The following is a 15763-nucleotide window of genomic DNA, read 5'->3' on the forward strand; positions in this document are numbered from 1 at the left end:
ACTTTTTATTATATCTTTATTTTATTACACCTTCCAGTTATTTCTTTTGTAAAAAATATTGACTTTTTATGGAATATATCTAAAATTAGTCTTTTGTCAGTTTTAGGAGATTATATATGTCAAAGAGAACATTTCAGCCAAGTCGTATTAAAAGAAAACGCACTCACGGTTTTCGAAAACGCATGCAAACTAAAAGTGGCCGGGCCACGATTAACAGAAGACGTGCCCAAGGGCGCAAATCTTTAGCAGCTGGTATCCCTAAAAAGTAAGTGAATTTTTTTTTCCCAAAAAAAAATCGCATACTCAAAGCGCGTGAATTCAGGCATATGAGAAAGATGGGGTGTGCTCGTAAATCACCCCATTTTGTTTTATTGGTCAGTCCAGGTGTTAATGAGTTTTCTCGCCTTGGAATAACCGCCAGTAAAAAAAATGGTAATGCCGTAAGGCGTAATTTTATTAAGCGCTTTTTAAGGGAATTTTTTAGATTAAATAGATATAAAATAAAAAGCGGTGATTATATTATAATTGTGCGACAATCTTTTTCTAAACAAAATTCAATTTTTATAAAAAATGAATTAGATGAACTTTTTTCGATTCAGTAATTATTTTATATTTCCTTTCATCTGTTTTATAGATTTTTATAAATATTTTATTTCACCCTTTAAAATAAATTGTTGTCGCTTTTACCCTTCTTGTTCTTCTTATGCTCGCGAATCCTTGACCAATCATGGTTTTTTAAAGGGTTCTTTTTTTTCTATAATCAGGATCTGCAAGTGTCATCCTTTCCACGCAGGTGGATTTGATCCGGTCCCTCCTTCAAAAAATCAGGAAAAGAAATAATGGACAATAGAACTATTATAGCTATCGTTCTAATTATACTGCTATGGTCTGGCTACAGTATTTTTTTAGCGCCTTCTTCCCCCGTTACTCCTCCTCAAGATCATATTGAACAACCTCTTCAACGTGATCCTATACCTGATTTGAAACCTGATCAAAATATAGCGTCTTCTCGCGAATATGGCCAAAATTTACAAGAAGAACAGCTCATCGAAGTAAAAAATGATAAGTTTGATGTCATTTTTTCATCCAGGGGAGCAACAATCAAAAGTATTAATTTGTTTGAGTTTAAAGAAGATAACAAAAGTAACTCATCAAATTTCGATCTTCTGAATAATGAAGATTTTAAATTTTATTCTCTTAAAACTTCGTTTTCAGAGGGTTTGAATATTCCAGATGATATAGATTTTAAAATTGATAATGATTTAATTGATACTTTTGATTCTGATAATACACGTACTATTTCTTTTGTTGCTGAATATAATGGTTTTGTTTTAAATAAAACTTATACTATATATCGTGATTCTTATCATATAGATATTGCATTTAAAATTGAAAATATAAACAATCAACATTTTTCAGGTGTATATAATCTCTCTCTTATTAACCCCTGGTCTACTGACACGAAAAGTGATCTTTATTCTTTTGTCGGCCCTCTCACTTTTGATGGTCAAAAACTACATGAAGATAAACCCAAGGATGTGGTAAAAAATCCTGTTATTTATAATGATGCTGTGTGGTCGGGTTTTACAGATAAATATTTTCTGCAGGCGATCAATCCAGGTGATTGGTTTAATCAGGTGTTGATTCGTTATAGCCCTGATCTTATTCAAAATAAATTTTCTTCGGATTCCTTTATTCTTTTGCCTGGTCAGTCTGAATCTTTTCAACTTACAGCTTATTTCGGCCCTAAAGAGTTTGAATCCTTAGCTTCCAGTGATTCTTCATTTGATGAAGCTATTCATTTTGGTTTTTTTCATTTTCTGGCAAAACCTCTTTTTGATGTTTTACGCTTTTTTAACGGCTTCATCAACAACTATGGATTTTCCATCATTTTGTTGACGGTTTGTATCAAACTTATATTCTGGCCGCTGACACAAAAAAGTTATAAGTCCATGCAGGGCATGCAGAAACTGCAACCTGAGATGAAAAGACTCAAAGAAAAATATGCTGACGACAAGCAGCGGCTGAACCAGGAAATGATGACGTTTTATCGAGATAACAAGGTAAATCCTTTGGGCGGTTGTTTACCTATTCTGATTCAGATACCTGTTTTTTTCTCTCTTTATAAGGTCCTCCTGGATTCCATCGAGTTGCGACACGCCCCCTTTATTTTGTGGATCACTGATCTTTCGGCGAAAGATCCTTACTATATTACTCCTATCGTTATGGGCATCACGATGTTTTTGCAGCAAAAAATGACCCCTACTAATCTGGATCCAACCCAGGAAAAAGTCATGTTGATGATGCCGATTATTTTTACTTTCCTCTTTTTGAATTTCCCGGCTGGTCTGGTTGTCTACTGGTTGGTCAATAACCTTCTTACTATACTCCAGCAGTTTCTTATTCGCCGGCAGGCTCAAAAGGCATGATTTTGCTGTCATGATCAACGATGCAGATACAATTATTGCTCCTGCTACGGCTGTGAGCGAATCAGGGATTGCTGTTATACGAATATCCGGAAAAAAATCTTTATTATTTTTACAAAAGTATTTTCTTCCCGCTGGTAAATTTAACGAGTTCAACTCGCATCAATTATATCTTGGTCATATTGTAGACAATAACGATTCTGTCGTTGATGAGGTTATGGCTGTTTATATGGCTCCTCCTCATAGCTATACGACTGAAGCTGTAGCAGAAATACATTGTCACGGCAGCCGTCAGATAGTTCGTCTCATTATTGAGTTGGCAGGAACCTTTGGTATTCGTATAGCTCAACCTGGTGAATTTACTTATCGTGCTTATCTAAATGGAAGAATTGACCTTGTTCAGGCAGAAGCTGTTTCTCGCTTGATTCAATCAACCTCTGAACTATCTCGTAAATCATCCTTACAGCAGCTTGACGGCCGTCTAAGCCGTGAACTCCATGACTATTCAAATATCATCAAGGACCTTCTGGTACAGATTGAGGCCTGGATAGATTTTCCTGAAGAAGACTTGCCTGCAGAAAATATCATTCAAATTTCAACAGTTGGTAACAATGTTCATGAGAGAATGTTGGACTTATTGTCAACCTATAGCTCCGGTCAACATGTGCATGAGGGTGCTATTATTGCTTTGGCTGGTTTACCTAATGCCGGCAAAAGCTCTTTGATGAATGCCTTGCTCCAGCAGGACCGCTCCATAGTATCTGAGATGCCTGGAACAACACGGGATGTAATTGAGCAGAGCACATCAATTTCAGGGTTGAAGATTCGCCTTGTTGATACTGCAGGTTTACGTCAATCTGATGATTTTGTCGAACAGGAGGGTGTGCGACGTGCACGCAATATTGTCGCCACTGCAGATTTGATTCTGCTAATTCTGGACGGGTCAGTTCCTGTCTCTGATCAATTTCTTGCCTTGTTGTCTGATTTTTCAGGTTTGCCGGTTGTTTTGGTTGTTAATAAATCTGATCTTTCCTCGGCACTGGATGATTTTAGTTTTTTTTCTGGACCCGTTGTTCGTTTGTCTGCAAAGTATGGTGATGGAATTACGGATTTGGTAGATACGGTTTCTTCTCTTTTGTTTGATGATTATCTTCCGTCCTCTGAATCTCCCTATATAACCGAGAGGCGTCATTACGAAACACTGCTGACCGCCTCTGAATGTTTAAATTCTTTTATCAAAAATATTGGATCCGCCGAACTTGATATTCTATCAATTGATCTGCGTTCATCCCTTAACGTCCTTGGTGAAATTACCGGTGTTGTTACTACGGACGATCTCCTTGACAGTGTCTTTTCTTCCTTTTGTATCGGCAAGTAGTGTTGTTTCACGTGAAACAATTTTGGGTGGGTAGCTGATGATAGGGTACGGCAAACAATATGAAGTGATAGTGGTGGGGGCTGGACATGCCGGCTGTGAAGCGGCCCTGGCGGCAGCAAGGATGGGATGTGTCACTCTGTTGCTGACAATGGGGCTGGATACTGTCGCCCAGATGTCGTGTAATCCATCGATTGGTGGGTTGGCAAAGGGGCACCTGGTTCATGAAATAGACGCCCTGGGCGGAGAGATGGGGTTGAATATTGATGAGACCGGTATCCAGTTCCGACGCTTGAATATGCGCAAAGGGCCGGCGGTTCGTGCGGGCAGGGCTCAGGCAGATCGGATGGCCTATAGCGCAAGAATGAAGCTGGTACTGGAGTCGGTTGACGGTCTAGACTTGAAGCAGGGGGTTGTCGAAGAGGTGATTGTGCAGAATTACCGGGCGGTCGGAGTTCGAACTCGGGAGGGTATCGAGTTTGCCGGTAGGACTGTGGTGATTACTGCAGGCACCTTTATGCGTGGACTGATTCATGTCGGGATGAATAGTTATCCTGGAGGAAGAGCCGGCGAACCGGCAGCAGAGAAACTTTCGGGTTGTCTGCGGTCTCTGGGGTTTCATGTGGGCAGGTTGAAGACAGGAACACCTGCGCGACTGTCAGCACGCTCAATTGATTTTACCAAGCTTGAAAAACAGCCTGGTGACGCCATTATCCGCCCGTTTTCTTTTGTGAATGATAAAATAGAGCGGAATCAGGTTGATTGTTATATTGCCAATACAAATGAAAAAACCCACGAAATCATACGTAATAACATCCATAAATCACCCCTTTATGCTGGTGTGATCGAGGGGGTGGGACCACGATACTGCCCCTCCATAGAAGATAAGGTGGTTCGTTTCCCCGACAAGAAAAGTCATCAGTCGTTTATTGAGCCTGAGGGAATTAAGGGTGCCGAGATGTATCCTAGCGGGTTGTCAACGTCGCTACCAGCGGACGTTCAGCTTCAATATTTTCGTTCAATGGCTGGATTTGAGCGGGTTGAAATTATGCGACCAGGCTATGCAATCGAATATGATTTTGTTGAGCCGCGGCAGATCAAATCAACTCTCGAGACGCGAGAGGTGGCAGGGTTGTTTCATGCCGGACAGATTAATGGTACATCAGGGTATGAGGAGGCCGCGGGTCAGGGTTTGCTGGCAGGTATAAACGCGGCACTGCAGTGTCAGCAACGTGACCCATTAATCATAACCAGGGATCAGGGTTATCTTGGTGTAATGGTTGACGATCTGGTAACACAAGAGACGACCGAGCCTTACCGGATGTTTACTTCCCGGGCAGAATATCGGCTGTTGTTGCGCGAAGACAATGCGGATCTGCGCCTTACGCAGTTGGGAAGAGGTGTTGGTTTGGTGGATGAAAATCGCTGGCTGCGCTATCAGCAAAAGCTCGAGTTAATGGAGAAAGCATTTGCTGTGTGTCGTAAAATAACAGTAACCAACAGGAATGATGAGTTTTGTTCGAGGTTTGGGCTTGGTGGATTAAAGAGTGGCGTAACCCTTGAACAGATTATCAAAAGACCGGAGATTTCAATTCAGGAGATTAAACACGACATCCCGGAACTACAGGACCTTCCTGAAAAGGTTCTTGAGCAGGTTGAGATAGCAATCAAGTATGAAGGATACATAGCGCGTCAAATTGAACAGGTAGAGCGCTTTGTCGAGCTGGAAAAGGTAAAGATTCCGGAAAATGTGGATTATACAGAGGTAACAAGTATTTCTGCTGAAGTCAGGGAAAAGCTGATAAAGCATCGACCCGAGAGTCTGGGACAAGCAGGACGTATACAGGGTGTTACACCGGCAGCGGTCGCGGTGTTGAATATCTATCTGAGAAAAAAAACACGTGAAAAAACAACTGCAACGGGGCGCTGAAATCCTTGGCGTCGACGGTTTGAGCGATGAGCTCGCTGAGCGACTGCTGCTGTACGCAAAAGAATTGTTGCGCTGGAATGCCAGGATTAACCTGACGTCGATCAGAACACTGGATGGGGTCGTAGAAAAGCACTTACTCGACTCCCTGGTGGTAGCGCGACTACTTGATAAACCGTCCAGAATCCTGGATATGGGATCGGGTGGCGGGATACCCATCATACCTCTGGCGCTGGCGCTGCCACACCAATCATTTTTTTCCGTTGACAGCGTTGGCAAAAAAATAAACTTTCAACAGCATATAAAACGACTACTTGGGTTGAAAAATCTGGATATCCGCTGTGGACGCATAGAAGAGCTGCACCACGTTGAGCCTGTCTGGAGCGGTTTTGATGTCGTGCTGGCACGGGCTCTAGCCCATACCAATGACTTGTTGAAGATGGCTCTACCGGTGATCAGACCTGCAGGGATAGTGATTGCGATGAAGGGCCCCGAAGGAGAAGTGGAGTTGGCTTCAATCCAGGACCGGTGGCACGGATTGTATGAAATATCTGAACAGGTGATGACCTATCAGCTGCCGTTTACCGGGGCGAAAAGGTGTCTGATCAGTATAAGGCGAAAAGAAGAATAGCAGGACTTTCAGCTATAACTTCATGAATAAAGCAATTTGATAAAGAGTTTACGGAAAAGATGGTCACTATTATGATCTTTGAGGTAAAAAAGATCGAGAGTATGTGGTAGATTGCCAGAGCTGGTACTGATATGAACCAAGGAGATTGATCGTGGCACGGATTATCGCTATAGCAAATCAAAAGGGCGGGGTGGGTAAAACAACCACTGCAGTCAATCTTTCAGCCTCCCTGGCAGCAGCTGAAAAGCGCACATTGCTTATAGACATGGATCCACAGGCAAACGCCTGCAGCGGCCTTGGAATCGATAAAACAAGTGTAATATCAACTATTTATAGTGTTTTGCTGGGGGAAAGCACGGCCTCGGAAGTGGTCTGCCGCACAGCGCTGGAATTTTTGGATGTGCTACCGTCCAATACCGACCTGACCGGGGCGGAGATTGAACTGATTGATACCGAAAACCGTGAGCAACAATTAAAAGCAGCATTGGAAGAAATTCGTTCACATTATGAATATATCATCATCGACTGTCCGCCATCGCTGGGACTGTTGACAATCAATTCATTAGCTGCCGCTGATTCAGTGCTGGTTCCACTGCAGTGCGAGTTTTATGCCATGGAGGGTCTTGGCCAGTTAACCCGGACGATCAGGTTGGTTCAGCAGGAATTAAACAAAAATCTTGAATTGGAGGGCATTCTCCTGACCATGTTCGATGGCAGAAACAATCTGTGCCATCAGGTCAGCCAGGAAATACGGCAACATTTTGGCAACAAGGTATTTACTGTAGTGGTGCCACGCAATGTCCGGTTATCGGAAGCCCCTAGTTACGGCAAGCCGGCTCTTCTCTATGATATTGCGTCCCGGGGGGCCCAGGCTTATATCGAATTAGCGGGTGAGTTGGTAGCAGGAGGAAATCATGTCTAAAAGGCCGGCGCTTGGTAAGGGGATTGGCGCTCTGATAAGTTCGGCAGCACAAGAAGGTGGAAAGAAATACTTCTCCTGCCCTATCGAAGAGTTGAAACCCCACTCGCAACAGCCACGTAAAAATTTTAACGACAAAAAAATGGCGGAACTGATTGCTTCAATCAGGGAAAAAGGAGTGATTCAACCCCTCGTCGTGCGTCAACAGGGGGACCACTATCAGATCATCGCCGGAGAAAGACGGTGGCGGGCAGCACAAAAAGCGGGCCTGGACAGGGTTCCGGTTGTCATTCAGGATGTCAGTGAGAATCATGCCCTGGAGATAGCACTGATTGAAAATATTCAGCGTGAAGATCTTAACCCCCTGGAAGAAGCCGGAGCCTATCGCTATCTCGTTGATACCTTTGATTTGTCCCAGGAGGATGTCGCCCAGCGCGTCGGCAAGGATCGCAGTACCGTGGCAAACGCCCTCAGGTTGTTACGTCTGCCGGAAAAGATCAAGGAAATGGTAACCGCTAGCCAGTTGAGTATGGGACACGCACGAGCGCTTTTGGCGCTGGAACGTGATGAAGATATCTTAGAGGCAAGCAACGAGATTCTCAGAAAAAATCTGTCAGTACGGGAAACGGAAAAACTTGTCAAAAAAATAAAAAACTTTGACGGCGTAATAAAGGAAAAAAAGACGCCGGGGATCAATCCTGATAATGTGGAATTGATGAATGAGCTGGAAATGCACCTGGGTACCCAGGTAAAATTAGTGAAGAAGAGTCGCGGGGGTAAAATAGAAATTCATTATCACGATGATTCTGAACTGTCCCGGTTGGTGGAGCAACTGTTCGGAAGATTGCCTGGTAGTTAGTTTGCCTTTAGAAAAAGGGTGTTACAGAAACAAAAAATCAGCACCGCTGTCCATCCGAAGTTTTTTCGAAAAATCATAATCAGCAACCTCAAAATGAAAAGGGAAGATCATGTTTGGTGGAAAAAAAGAAGAAAACCCACAGATAAAAAAACCTGTAGATATCGATAAAGCAGACATAAAGGCCTTTATGGGTCAGGGAAGCCATTTCGAGGGGAAGCTGAACTTTGACGAACTGGTACGCCTGGATGGAAGCTTTACAGGAGAAATCAGCTCCAGTGACACCCTGATTGTCGGTGAAACCGGCAGTATCGAAGGGCAGATCAACGTTGGCGCGCTGATTCTCAGTGGCCGGTTTGTTGGTGGAATTAAAGCGACCACCCGGGTTGAACTGCGTGCCCCGGCTCAAGTAGAGGGTACAATTGAGACGCCCTGTCTGAAAATTGATGAGAAAGTGATGTTCAATGGCGAGATCAAGATGACCGGCGGCACCCATCAGCAGAGCGTTAAAAAAACAGAAAATGACAAAACAAAGGACGAAAAGAAGCTATCGGAGTAGGTGCCTCAGGGTACCACCTTGCAAGAGTCAAACAGAGTGTTGACAAGAGTTGCAAAGATATGATAGCAATGCCGTTCTTTCATAGCATATCCATGTTCGCCAGCCGGACAAACTGTATACTGTATACACACGGGCCGAGCTTGGCAATTATCGCAACAAAAGAGGTGAGCTAGGTGATTAGCCTTGACTGGACACTCATACTTCAGTTCATAAATTTTATTGTTCTGCTCTATCTATTAAATAGAATATTGTTTCAACCGCTACGTGCAGTGATGGATAAAAGACGTGAAACAATAGATGGATCTCATGCCCGCGCCCGCGCTCTACAGGCTGATATCGATGACAAAATGAATCGCTATCAGCAACAACTCTCCGAAGCAAAAAAACAGGCCAATGAAGAACGCGCACAGCTGAGAAGGGTGGCGGTTGAAGAAGAATCCAAAATGATCGCTGCAGCACAGTCTAATGCCGGCGTCAGGATGGAACAGATCAGGGAACTGGTAGGTCAGGAATCGGCCCGGGCAAGTCAGACGTTAAAAAAGGAATCTTCAGCACTTGCACAACAGATAGCAACAAAAATCCTCGGCAGATCATTGACATAAAGCAGGAAGGTTTGAAGATGAACGCGAAAAACAAAATGCTGACAGGGGCTCTGGTGCTGGTGGTACTGTCCTGTGGAACTGCAATGGCAGCCGGTGATGCCCATGTCGACAGTGGCGTCCTGTTAAAAGACTTTCTCTATCGCTTACTTAATTTTTCCATTGTCGTTGCCATCCTTGTCTATTTCCTTAAAAAACCGGTTCGTAATGCCCTGAGCGGCCGTCGTGACGATATTGAAAAAGCCCTGGCCGAAGCAAAGAAGGTCAAGGAAGAGGCAGAGGCTAAATTTGCTGAATACGATAAAAAACTCAATCAGGCCACCCAGGAGATAGCTACCATTTCTGCGTCGATCCGTAAAGAGGCAGAAATGGAAAAACATAAAATTATCGAAAACGCCAGGGAGCAGGCAGCAAAGATTGAGCAGGACGCAGAAAAAGCAGCAGCGCTTGAAGTAGCAAAGGCCCGTTTAAGCCTGCAGCAGGAGGCCGTCCAGCTAGCCGTAGGTGTCGCTGAAGATCTGCTCAAAAAGAACTTTACCAAAGATGACGACAGCCGTCTGATCGACGAATACATGCAGAAGGTAGGAGAGCTACATTGAGTAACAGTGCGATTTCTATCCGATATGCCAGAGCGCTGCTGAGACTTGCTGAAGAAAACACGCAGGTAGATCAGTTTGGGACTGAACTTTCATCTATGGCAAAATTGCTGGAAAGGGAAGATCTTTTACGGCTGTTGCTGGATAGCCCGACCTTTTCCCTGCAGAAAAAAGCGGCCATTCTTCACGATGTTGCCGAGGCGCTCAACCTCAGCGATTCAATCCGCAGTTTCTTTGGTCTATTGCTGGAAAAAGGGCGAATTTCATACGTCAATCAGATCGATCTGAACTATCGGCAATTTGCAGATGAACTGTCGGGGGTGATCCGGGCGAATATCCGTTCAGCGAATAAATTGACAAAGGAACGGGTTGATACAATACGTAAAGGATTAGAACAGCAGACCGGCAAGACGGTCGTGCTGAATGTGGAAAAAGATGCTGCGTTAATCGGTGGACTGCAGGCGGAAATGGGCGGGAAGCTGTTTGACGGGAGCGTAAAAACCCAGCTGAAACGTATAGCTGATACCTTAACAAAGGGGTAACGGGACACGATTATGGAAATTAGAGCAGAAGAAATCAGTGCGATCATCAAGAAGCAGATTGAAAACTTTGGTCGTGAGGTTGAAGTCAGTGAGACCGGTACCATTATTTCTGTTGGTGATGGTATTGCCCGTATCCACGGACTCGATAAAGCCATGTCCGGAGAGCTCCTGGAGTTTCCAGGTGGCACCATGGGTATGGTGCTTAACCTTGAGGAAGATAATGTCGGAGCCGCTATCCTGGGAGATTCCGAGCACATCAAAGAGGGCGACCTGGTCAAAAGGACCGAGAAGATTGTCCAGGTGCCGGTTGGTGAAGCCCTGGTTGGGCGGGTTGTCAACGGGATCGGTATTCCTATTGATGGCAAAGGTGAGATCGCGACCGATACCTATAGCCAGGTAGAAATCAAAGCACCGGGTATTGTCGCTCGAAAGTCTGTTCATGAGCCCATGCAGACCGGCCTGAAGGCGATTGATGCGATGGTTCCAATTGGTCGTGGCCAGCGTGAACTGATTATCGGCGACCGTCAGACCGGAAAAACAGCCGTCGCTATCGATACTATCATTAACCAGAAGGGTAATGGTGTTATCTGTATCTATGTCGCTATCGGTCAGAAGCGCTCGACCGTGGCACAGGTAGTCGATAAGCTCAGACAGCATGGCGCGATGGACTATACCATCGTCGTTGCCGCTACCGCGTCCGACCCAGCACCGCTGCAGTTCATATCGCCCTACACCGGGGTTACCATGGGCGAGTTCTTTCGTGACAGCGGCCGTCACGCGCTGATTATTTATGATGACCTGTCAAAGCAGGCCGTAGCCTATCGTCAGCTCTCTCTGTTGCTGCGCCGCCCGCCGGGACGGGAAGCTTTCCCCGGCGATGTCTTTTATCTCCACAGTCGCCTGCTCGAGCGTGCTGCCAAGCTCAGCGACAAGCTGGGGGCCGGATCGCTGACCGCTCTACCCATTATTGAAACCCAGGCCGGTGATGTGTCGGCATATATTCCGACCAACGTCATCTCGATTACTGATGGTCAGATCTTCCTCGAGACCGATCTTTTTTATTCCGGGGTAAGACCGGCAATCAATGTCGGTTTATCGGTTTCACGGGTCGGGGGCTCTGCCCAGGTCAAGGCAATGAAACAGGTTGCCGGCACACTGCGTCTGGCTCTTGCCCAGTATCGTGAAATGGCGGCATTTGCCCAGTTCGGCTCAGACCTTGATGCGGCAACCCAGGCTCAGTTGAATCGTGGCGCACGTCTGGTCGAGATCCTTAAGCAGGGTCAATATGTGCCCATGCCGATATCGAAGCAGGTTGTTTCCATCTTTGCCGCTAACAATGGCTATGTTGATAAATATCCGGTTGGGTCAATCAGTCGCTATGAAGGTGAACTTCTGACGTTCATGGAAACTCAGAAAGCGGATGTTCTCAAAGAGCTGGAAGAAAAAAAGGTGATTGACGAGGTGATGGAGAACAAGCTCAAACAGGCCCTCGAGGAATTCAAAAGCCAGTTTGTTGCCTGATCTTGAGAAAAGGTTGAACAGATGCCAAGTCTGAAAGACATAAAAAAGCGGATCGGCTCGGTTAAAAACACCCAGCAGATCACGAAGGCGATGAAAATGGTCGCTGCGGCTAAACTGCGTCGTGCCCAGGAAGCGGCAGTAGCAGCCCGCCCATACGCCGAGAAACTGCAGAAGGTGGTATCGCACCTTGCGAAGCGCGAAGAGGCTGATGGACATCCATTCTTAAATCAGCGAGGTAAAGAACGGGCGCTGGTATTGCTGTTGACCGCCGATCGTGGTTTGTGTGGGGGGTTTAATGCCAACCCGTCTAAAGAGGCGGAACGCTTTATCCGCAATAACACCGAAGGTTACGCCCATATCGATCTGATGATCATCGGTCGTAAAGGTCGGGATTTCTTGAGAAGTCGTGTCGGCGATAAAATTATCAAGGTCTATGAAGATATTACCGGTAATGTGAGTTTCAAAACCGCGCAGCTGATTGGCGAGGAAATTGTCTCCCTTTACGATGAGGAGACTTACGACGCCGTCTATCTGATTTACAACGCTTTTCAGAGTGCCGTTGTCCAGAATGTCACGGTCGAGCAATTATTGCCCATCAAGGCAGAAGCAGAGCCAAATGTAGAGGCAGACCCGGTCGACTATCTCTACGAGCCGGGTCGCGCTGAAGTGCTGGCCGACATTTTACCAAAAATGGTGGAAGTTCAGCTGTTTCGTGCCCTGCTGGAATCCGGCGCTTCTGAGCAGGGAGCCAGAATGTCGGCGATGGACAGTGCCAGTCGTAATGCATCTGAAATGATCGGCAAATTGACCCTGCAGTATAACCGGGCCCGACAGGCTGCTATTACCAAAGAGTTGATGGAAATCATCTCGGGTGCTGAATCAATCAAATAATATCGAGAGTTCAAATAGAAACAGGTACTGTCCCGCGGGATCAGGAGGAAAGGTTGCGTTATGAATAAAGGTAAGATCACACAGGTTATCGGCCCTGTTGTCGACGTTGAATTTGAGCCCGGTAAATTGCCGGAGATTTATCATGCGGTAAAAATCACCAACCCTGCCCTCGGCGATGATGAGTGGAATCTGGTTTGTGAGGTTGCCCAGCACCTCGGTGAAAATACCGTTCGCGCGATTGCGATGGATGCGACTGAGGGTTTGGTTCGTGGTCAGGATGTTCTTGATACCGGTGATCAGATTCTGATGCCGGTCGGACCTAAAACCCTGGGACGGATTCTCAACGTCATTGGCCAACCCATTGATGAAGGCGGACCTGTTGATTCTGAACTATCATGGCCGATACATCGCCCTGCCCCGGATTTTATCAGCCAGTCGACCAAGGTTGAAGCCTTCGAGACCGGAATCAAGGTTGTTGATTTACTCGCTCCTTATTCCCGTGGTGGGAAAATCGGCTTGTTCGGTGGTGCCGGTGTCGGCAAGACGGTTCTGATTATGGAGCTGATCAACAATGTTGCCCAGCAACACGGAGGTTTCTCGGTTTTTGCCGGCGTCGGTGAGCGCACCCGCGAGGGCAATGACCTGTGGGAAGAGATGAAAGACTCTGGTGTTCTCAGCAAGGCATCACTGATCTACGGCCAGATGAATGAGCCTCCCGGAGCTCGTGCCCGGGTTGCCCTGTCAGCGCTGACCGTTGCCGAATATTTCCGCGATGAAGAAGGTCAGGACGTGCTGCTGTTTGTTGATAACATCTTCCGTTTCACCCAGGCCGGTTCCGAGGTTTCGGCGTTGCTCGGGCGGATTCCTTCAGCCGTTGGTTATCAACCGACCCTGTCAACCGAGATGGGCGAGCTGCAGGAGCGTATTACCACCACCGATAAAGGATCAATTACGTCGGTTCAGGCCATTTACGTGCCTGCTGATGACTTGACCGATCCGGCTCCGGCAACAGCATTTGCACACCTTGACGCGACCACGGTTCTGTCCCGTCAGATTGCCGAGCTGGGTATCTATCCTGCAGTTGATCCGCTTGATTCGACCAGCCGGATTCTTGATCCACAGGTTATTGGTGAGGAGCATTACAAGGTAGCCCGGGATGTTCAGTACGTTCTCCAGCGCTACAAAGACCTGCAGGACATCATTGCCATCCTGGGGATGGACGAGCTGTCGGAAGAGGACAAACAGGTCGTTGCGCGGGCGCGAAAAATTCAGCGCTTTTTGTCACAGCCTTTTCATGTCGCTGAAGTTTTCACCGGTTCACCAGGAAAGTACGTGGAGCTCAAAGATACGATCAAGGGCTTCCGTGAGATTGTTGACGGCAAACACGACAGCTTGCCGGAACAAGCCTTCTATATGGTCGGGACCATCGAAGAAGTTATCGAAAAAGCACGCAAGATGGCAGCCTAAGGGAACACTGAATTGTCAGATAAAGGATTAGCGTGATGGCTGAAAAACTCAAGCTTGACATGGTGACACCATACAAGCAGGTTCTTTCCGAGGAGGTTGATGAACTGACCTTGCCCGGACTGGTTGGCGAACTTGGAATTCTGCCTGGTCACACCCCCTTGCTGACAACCCTGCGTGTCGGTGAGATGAGTTATAAAAAAGGCGGTCAACATTTTCACGTTGCGGTTAACTGGGGATATGTAGAAATCGATGAGGACGCTGTAACTGTACTGGTTGATACCGCAGAAAAGTCTGACGAGATTGATCTTGCCCGGGCGAAAGCCGCAATGGGACGCGCTGAAGAGGCACTTAAGACCATGTCACAGGAAGATAAGTCCTATGCCATTATGGAGCGCGCGCTGCAGCGCGCCCTGATCCGTATTCAGGTCGCCGGCAAAATGCGCTGATAGAGCATACAGTTCAACACGATGTTTATAAAAAAAGGGCACCCACCAAGAGGTGCCCTTTTTTATTAGTACTTGTGGCCTATTGCTGTGCGCTTGAGCACATCGAGGGATTGATCCAGGGCATAGCGATTATGATTTTCCAGGGTCATGGTTGGGACTGCGTCACAGTCATCGAGCCAGGTAAAGAGTTGATCGAAGGGAGCTGTTCCCAGGCCGATGGCAAGATGTTCATCCATGCGGCCGTGGTTATCGTGCAGATGCAGATGGTGGATATAGGGGGCAACAGCCCCCAGCCATGCAGATAGCGGTCCGCTACTGAAAATATTCCAATGACCAATATCGAAAACATGGCCGAAATAAGGTGATTTGATCGCTGTAATTAAACGTAATAGCGGTGTCGGGGACGTTTCGTAGATATTTTCGATACCAAAAAGACAATTGTTGAGTTTGGCCCAGGAGATGTAGTTCGACCAGAGGACATAGGAGCGGGAAAGCCAATCGTCGACCTCCTGCTCGGTGGCATTGGCGCTCAAACCGGGATGAAAGACAATCTTAACGGCCTTGATCCGTTCCGCCAGGAGCAGTGTCTGTTCGAGTAACCTGATGGTCTGTTGGCGACCGCGAAAATCCGCAGCGCCGGGAAGAAGGTCGACAAAGGGGGCATGTAAGACCGTCATCAGCCCTGACTCTGCCAGCGCTGCGGCACTATCCGCAAGCTGCGCCATGTCAAGTTTGGCCATATTGGCATCCTGACAGGCCACCTCTGGTTGCAACTTGCGGGCAAGAAGAAAGTCTACCCGTTCGGGGAACAGCGCAACAGGAACATGGACAAAAAGTTCAGACATAGGATCATTCCGGCACTAGGGTTTAGTGGCTGAATTGTACCACAGGCACCAGTATAAAACGCCAGGTCATCCTGAATTAACTTAATCATCAGACAGTTACCTCTACAAAAAAACTTGAGCAGACCCTTAATGGGTTCGTTTCAGTGTAAAAAAAGATTGACAC

18 protein-coding genes are annotated in these 15763 nt (G+C 46.6%); 17 read left to right on the plus strand and 1 reads right to left on the minus strand.

The window, feature by feature from the left end; translation table 11 throughout:
- Window positions 1-116 precede the first annotated feature (116 nt).
- From rpmH to AC1931_RS12935, 17 genes are all read left to right on the plus strand, one after another.
- The gene (gene rpmH / locus AC1931_RS12855) at window positions 117-269 is read left to right on the plus strand and encodes a 50S ribosomal protein L34 (protein ID WP_483877676.1); all 153 of its coding nucleotides are present in this window, start codon (window positions 117-119) and stop codon (window positions 267-269) included.
- Complete coding sequence (gene rnpA / locus AC1931_RS12860) at window positions 270-602, plus strand: ribonuclease P protein component (protein WP_483877677.1); 333 nt, start codon at window positions 270-272, stop codon at window positions 600-602.
- A complete protein-coding gene (yidD, locus tag AC1931_RS12865; RefSeq protein WP_483877678.1) occupies window positions 580-840 on the plus strand; it encodes a membrane protein insertion efficiency factor YidD in 261 nt (86 codons plus the stop codon). Before rnpA ends, yidD begins: the two co-directional genes overlap by 23 nt.
- Complete coding sequence (gene yidC / locus AC1931_RS12870; protein WP_483877679.1) at window positions 840-2429, plus strand: membrane protein insertase YidC; 1590 nt, start codon at window positions 840-842, stop codon at window positions 2427-2429. Before yidD ends, yidC begins: the two co-directional genes overlap by 1 nt.
- A gap of 10 nt (window positions 2430-2439) precedes the next feature.
- The gene (mnmE, locus tag AC1931_RS12875) at window positions 2440-3804 is read left to right on the plus strand and encodes a tRNA uridine-5-carboxymethylaminomethyl(34) synthesis GTPase MnmE (protein WP_483877680.1); all 1365 of its coding nucleotides are present in this window, start codon (window positions 2440-2442) and stop codon (window positions 3802-3804) included.
- Window positions 3805-3841: 37 nt separating this feature from the next.
- Window positions 3842-5731, plus strand: a complete 1890-nt coding sequence (gene mnmG / locus AC1931_RS12880; RefSeq protein WP_483877681.1) for a tRNA uridine-5-carboxymethylaminomethyl(34) synthesis enzyme MnmG — start codon at window positions 3842-3844, stop codon at window positions 5729-5731.
- A complete protein-coding gene (gene rsmG, locus AC1931_RS12885) occupies window positions 5703-6359 on the plus strand; it encodes a 16S rRNA (guanine(527)-N(7))-methyltransferase RsmG (protein ID WP_483877682.1) in 657 nt (218 codons plus the stop codon). The genes mnmG and rsmG overlap by 29 nt, the downstream gene beginning before the upstream one ends.
- 151 nt (window positions 6360-6510) lie before the next feature.
- The gene (locus tag AC1931_RS12890) at window positions 6511-7281 is read left to right on the plus strand and encodes a ParA family protein (RefSeq protein WP_483877683.1); all 771 of its coding nucleotides are present in this window, start codon (window positions 6511-6513) and stop codon (window positions 7279-7281) included.
- Complete coding sequence (locus AC1931_RS12895; protein ID WP_483877684.1) at window positions 7274-8137, plus strand: ParB/RepB/Spo0J family partition protein; 864 nt, start codon at window positions 7274-7276, stop codon at window positions 8135-8137. Before AC1931_RS12890 ends, AC1931_RS12895 begins: the two co-directional genes overlap by 8 nt.
- A 109-nt stretch (window positions 8138-8246) precedes the next feature.
- Window positions 8247-8693 carry a bactofilin family protein gene (locus AC1931_RS12900; protein WP_483877685.1) on the plus strand — a complete coding sequence of 149 codons (447 nt, stop codon included), beginning with the start codon at window positions 8247-8249 and terminating at the stop codon, window positions 8691-8693.
- A gap of 173 nt (window positions 8694-8866) precedes the next feature.
- Window positions 8867-9295, plus strand: coding sequence for an ATP synthase F0 subunit B (locus tag AC1931_RS12905; protein ID WP_483877686.1), 429 nt, complete (start codon window positions 8867-8869; stop codon window positions 9293-9295).
- A 17-nt stretch (window positions 9296-9312) separates the two neighbouring features.
- Window positions 9313-9891 (plus strand): F0F1 ATP synthase subunit B, encoded by a 579-nt coding sequence (gene atpF, locus AC1931_RS12910; RefSeq protein WP_483877687.1) that lies wholly within the window; start codon window positions 9313-9315, stop codon window positions 9889-9891.
- Window positions 9888-10430: an ATP synthase F1 subunit delta gene (gene atpH, locus AC1931_RS12915; protein WP_483877688.1), complete on the plus strand. Its 543-nt coding sequence runs from the start codon at window positions 9888-9890 to the stop codon at window positions 10428-10430. Before atpF ends, atpH begins: the two co-directional genes overlap by 4 nt.
- A 12-nt stretch (window positions 10431-10442) precedes the next feature.
- On the plus strand, window positions 10443-11951 hold the full coding sequence (gene atpA / locus AC1931_RS12920; protein ID WP_483877689.1) for a F0F1 ATP synthase subunit alpha: 1509 nt from the start codon (window positions 10443-10445) through the stop codon (window positions 11949-11951).
- Window positions 11952-11972: 21 nt separating this feature from the next.
- On the plus strand, window positions 11973-12842 hold the full coding sequence (gene atpG / locus AC1931_RS12925; RefSeq protein ID WP_483877690.1) for an ATP synthase F1 subunit gamma: 870 nt from the start codon (window positions 11973-11975) through the stop codon (window positions 12840-12842).
- A 60-nt stretch (window positions 12843-12902) separates the two neighbouring features.
- A complete protein-coding gene (atpD, locus tag AC1931_RS12930; protein ID WP_483877691.1) occupies window positions 12903-14309 on the plus strand; it encodes a F0F1 ATP synthase subunit beta in 1407 nt (468 codons plus the stop codon).
- 35 nt (window positions 14310-14344) lie between these two features.
- Window positions 14345-14755: a F0F1 ATP synthase subunit epsilon gene (locus tag AC1931_RS12935; RefSeq protein WP_483877692.1), complete on the plus strand. Its 411-nt coding sequence runs from the start codon at window positions 14345-14347 to the stop codon at window positions 14753-14755.
- Window positions 14756-14820: 65 nt separating this feature from the next.
- Here the strand turns inward: AC1931_RS12935 and AC1931_RS12940 are convergent, their stop codons facing one another.
- A complete protein-coding gene (locus tag AC1931_RS12940; protein ID WP_483877693.1) occupies window positions 14821-15600 on the minus strand; it encodes a sugar phosphate isomerase/epimerase family protein in 780 nt (259 codons plus the stop codon).
- Window positions 15601-15763 lie beyond the last annotated feature (163 nt).

The sequence above is a fragment of the Pelovirga sp. C15f genome, assembly GCF_057178085.1.

Coding starts and splice junctions, on each gene's coding strand:
- atpA (WP_483877689.1), top strand. CDS start 10,443: ATGGAAATTAGAGCAGAAGAAATCAGTGCGATCATCAAGAAGCAGATT.
- atpG (WP_483877690.1), top strand. CDS start 11,973: ATGCCAAGTCTGAAAGACATAAAAAAGCGGATCGGCTCGGTTAAAAAC.
- atpF (WP_483877687.1), top strand. CDS start 9,313: ATGAACGCGAAAAACAAAATGCTGACAGGGGCTCTGGTGCTGGTGGTA.
- AC1931_RS12900 (WP_483877685.1), top strand. CDS start 8,247: ATGTTTGGTGGAAAAAAAGAAGAAAACCCACAGATAAAAAAACCTGTA.
- mnmG (WP_483877681.1), top strand. CDS start 3,842: ATGATAGGGTACGGCAAACAATATGAAGTGATAGTGGTGGGGGCTGGA.
- rpmH (WP_483877676.1), top strand. CDS start 117: ATGTCAAAGAGAACATTTCAGCCAAGTCGTATTAAAAGAAAACGCACT.
- AC1931_RS12940 (WP_483877693.1), bottom strand. CDS start 15,600: ATGTCTGAACTTTTTGTCCATGTTCCTGTTGCGCTGTTCCCCGAACGG.
- yidC (WP_483877679.1), top strand. CDS start 840: ATGGACAATAGAACTATTATAGCTATCGTTCTAATTATACTGCTATGG.
- mnmE (WP_483877680.1), top strand. CDS start 2,440: ATGATCAACGATGCAGATACAATTATTGCTCCTGCTACGGCTGTGAGC.
- yidD (WP_483877678.1), top strand. CDS start 580: ATGAACTTTTTTCGATTCAGTAATTATTTTATATTTCCTTTCATCTGT.
- AC1931_RS12935 (WP_483877692.1), top strand. CDS start 14,345: ATGGCTGAAAAACTCAAGCTTGACATGGTGACACCATACAAGCAGGTT.
- AC1931_RS12895 (WP_483877684.1), top strand. CDS start 7,274: ATGTCTAAAAGGCCGGCGCTTGGTAAGGGGATTGGCGCTCTGATAAGT.
- atpD (WP_483877691.1), top strand. CDS start 12,903: ATGAATAAAGGTAAGATCACACAGGTTATCGGCCCTGTTGTCGACGTT.